The following is a 3,654-nucleotide window of genomic DNA, read 5'->3' on the forward strand; positions in this document are numbered from 1 at the left end:
GTGCTGATCTTCGCTACGCGTCGCCGCCCGCGGCGCCCGGGTCGGCCGCCGCCACGTCCAGCAGCTGGTAGCGGTCCACCGCCTGCTTGAGCGCGCCGCGATCGACCTTGCCCTCGCGGGCCAGCTCGGTCAGCACCGCCAGCACGATCGACTGCGCGTCGATGTGGAAGAAGCGGCGGGCCGCGCCACGGGTGTCCGCGAAGCCGAAACCGTCCGCGCCGAGCGACTGGTACGTGCCCGGCACCCAGCGGGAGATCTGGTCGGGGACCGAGCGCATCCAGTCGGAGACCGCGACGAACGGGCCCTCCGAGCCGGACAGCTTCCGCGTCACGTACGGGACGCGCTGCTCTTCCTCGGGGTGCAGCAGGTTGTGCCGCTCCACGTCGACCGCCTCACGGCGCAGCTCGTTCCAGGAGGTCGCCGACCACACGTCGGCGCGCACGTTCCACTCCTCCGCGAGGATCCGCTGGGCCTCGAGCGCCCACGGGACGGCCACACCGGACGCCATGATCTGGGCCGGGATGGCACCCTGCTCGCCCTGCTTGAAGCGGTGGATGCCCTTCAGGATGCCCTCGACGTCCACATCGGCCGGCTCCGCGGGGTGCTGGATCGGCTCGTTGTAGACGGTGAGGTAGTAGAAGATGTCCTCGTTCTCCTCGGGGGTCCCGCCGTACATCCTGCGCAGGCCGTCCTGGACGATGTGCGCGATCTCGAAGCCGAACGCCGGGTCGTAGGCGACGCAGGCGGGGTTGGTCGAGGCGAGCAGCTGCGAGTGGCCGTCCGCGTGCTGGAGTCCCTCGCCCGTCAGCGTCGTACGGCCGGCGGTGGCGCCCAGGACGAAGCCCCGCGCCAGCTGGTCGGACATCTGCCAGAACTGGTCGCCGGTGCGCTGGAAGCCGAACATCGAGTAGAAGACGTACACCGGGATCAGCGGCTCGCCGTGGGTCGCGTACGCGGAACCCGCGGCGATCAGGGACGCGGTGCAGCCGGCCTCCGAGATGCCGTCGTGCAGCATCTGACCGGTCGGCGACTCCTTGTACGCGAGCAGCAGCTCGCGGTCCACGGCCTCGTACTGCTGACCGAGCGGGTTGTAGATCTTCGCACTCGGGAAGAACGAATCCATGCCGAAAGTGCGGTACTCGTCGGGCGCGATCAGCACGAACCGCTTGCCGATCTCCTTGTCCCGCATGAGGTCCTTCAGCAATCGGACGAACGCCATGGTGGTGGCGATCGACTGCTGACCGGAACCCTTCTTCACAGCCGCGTACGTCTTGTCCTCGGGCAACTGGAGCGGCTTCGCCCGTACGATCCGGGTCGGCACATAGCCACCGCAGGCCTTGCGGTGGTCGTGCATGTACTGGATCTCCTCCGAGTCGCGACCCGGGTGGTAGTACGGCGGGGGCCCGCTCTCGAGCTGCTGGTCCGTGATCGGGAGGTGCAGCCGGTCACGGAAGCGCTTCAGGTCGTCGACCGTCAGCTTCTTCATCTGATGCGTGGCGTTGCGGCCCTCGAAGTTCGGTCCCAGCGTCCAGCCCTTGATGGTCTGCGCCAGGATCACCGTCGGCTGGCCCTTGTGGGCCTTGGCCGCCGTGTAGGCGGCGAAGACCTTGCGGTGGTCGTGACCGCCGCGGCCGAGGTGCAGGATCTGCTCGTCGGTCATGTTCTCGACCATGGCGCGCAGCCGCTGGTCGCCGCCGAAGAAGTGCTCGCGGATGTAGGCGCCCGTCTCGGTCGCGTACGTCTGGAACTGGCCGTCCGGCGTGGTGTTCAGCTTGTTGACGAGGATGCCGTCGCGGTCCTGGGCGAGCAGCGGGTCCCAGGAGCGGTCCCAGACCAGCTTGATGACGTTCCAGCCGGCGCCGCGGAACTGCGACTCCAGCTCCTGGATGATCTTGCCGTTGCCGCGGACCGGGCCGTCGAGGCGCTGGAGGTTGCAGTTGACCACGAAGGTCAGGTTGTCCAGGCCCTCGCGGGCGGCGATGGACAGCTGGCCGAGCGACTCCGGCTCGTCCATCTCGCCGTCGCCGAGGAACGCCCACACGTGCGAGTCGGAGGTGTCCGCGATGCCGCGGGCCTCCATGTAGCGGTTCATGCGCGCCTGGTAGATGGCGCCGAGGGGGCCGAGGCCCATGGAGACCGTGGGGAACTCCCAGAAGTCCGGCATCAGCCGCGGGTGCGGATAGCTGGACAGCCCGTACGGCTCCTTGGACTTCTCCTGCCGGAAGGCGTCCAGCTGCTGCTCGCTGAGCCGGTCCAGCAGGAAGGCGCGGGCGTAGATACCGGGGGACGCGTGCCCCTGGAAGAAGATCTGGTCGCCGCCCTTGCCGTCGTCCTTGCCCCGGAAGAAGTGGTTGAAGCCCACGTCGTACAGGGAGGCGGAGGAGGCGAAGGTGGCGATGTGGCCGCCGACGCCGATACCGGGGCGCTGCGCGCGGGAGACCATCACCGCGGCGTTCCACCGGGTCGCGTTGAGGATCTTGCGCTCGATCTCCTCGTTGCCGGGGAAGAACGGCTCGTCCTTGGTCGCGATGGTGTTGACGTAGTCCGTGCTGCGCATCTCGGGCACGGCGACGCGCTTCTCGCGCGCCCGCTCGATCAGGCGGAGCATCAGATAGCGGGCCCGCTCACGGCCCCGCTCGTCGACGGCGGCGTCGAGGGAGTCCAGCCACTCCTGGGTCTCTTCAGGATCGAAGTCCGGGACCTGGCTGGGAAGGCCGCCAATGATGATCGGGTTGCGATCTGATCCGGAAGCCACGCTGTTCCTTCGCTGTTCGGAGGTACTGGGTCGGCAAAGCTGTCGCACCGCCTCCCATCGTGTACCGCTGGGAGCCTCGCGTCATCTCTACCGGGAGGTAACCCTCGATCTCGGCGACATCCGGCCCCGGACCGGCGGGCGGGCCGGGCCGGATCGTACCTTTACGCCCGACCCGTCCACGCGTTTCGTTCGATCGTTCGGTTCCTATTGAGATGTGAAAGGGTAGGAATGCCGCGTACGCGGCCGAAGGGTGTGGTCACGATCGTGGCGGGGACCCGTCGCTTGCCTGGAGTTGCGCCGAGACGGCCGCAAACGTCACCGTTTCGGCGGTCTGGACGGCCGGGTACTTGCGCGATCCGCCCCGCCCGTGTGGACTACGGCCAATGCTGCGCGTACGCGCGTGGCCGAAGCATTTGTCGAAAACGATCAGGAGGCAAGCCGTGAGCGCGACCGCGGACCACGCGGAGGAGCGGACCAACCCGGCAGCAAGGCTGGGGTTCGAGCCCGGACAAGTGGTCCAGGAGATCGGCTACGACGACGACGTCGAGCAGGAGCTCCGTGAGGGCATCGAGGCCGCTACCGGCCAGGAACTCGTCGACGAGGACTACGACGACGTCGCTGACGTCGTCGTGCTCTGGTTCCGCGACGAGGACGGGGACCTCACCGACGCACTGGTGGACGCCATCGGTCTGATCGACGAGGGCGGGGTCGTCTGGCTGATGACTCCCAAGACCGGCCGTGACGGCTATGTCGAGCCCAGCGACATCAACGAGGCCGCACAGACGGCGGGTCTCTCCCAGACGAAGAGCATCAACGCCGGCAAGGACTGGAGTGGCAGCCGGCTGGTCACCCCCAAGGGGGCGAAGTCGGGGAAGCGCTGAGCCGCCGAGCGGCGAAGG

At 68.1% G+C, this 3,654-nt stretch carries 2 protein-coding genes; one reads left to right on the top strand and one right to left on the bottom strand.

Features of this window, described 5'->3' with window-relative positions; all coding sequences use genetic code 11:
* Positions 1–13: 13 nt before the first annotated feature.
* Positions 14–2,755, bottom strand: a complete 2,742-nt coding sequence (gene aceE, locus ACWGH4_RS32820) for a pyruvate dehydrogenase (acetyl-transferring), homodimeric type (protein ID WP_441262827.1) — start codon at positions 2,753–2,755, stop codon at positions 14–16.
* A gap of 440 nt (positions 2,756–3,195) precedes the next feature.
* Here aceE and ACWGH4_RS32825 point away from each other — a divergent pair, with 440 nt between their 5' ends.
* Positions 3,196–3,636: a DUF3052 domain-containing protein gene (locus tag ACWGH4_RS32825; RefSeq protein ID WP_037774769.1), complete on the top strand. Its 441-nt coding sequence runs from the start codon at positions 3,196–3,198 to the stop codon at positions 3,634–3,636.
* Positions 3,637–3,654: the final 18 nt, after the last annotated feature.

This window comes from Streptomyces sp. NPDC054847 (assembly GCF_053610925.1).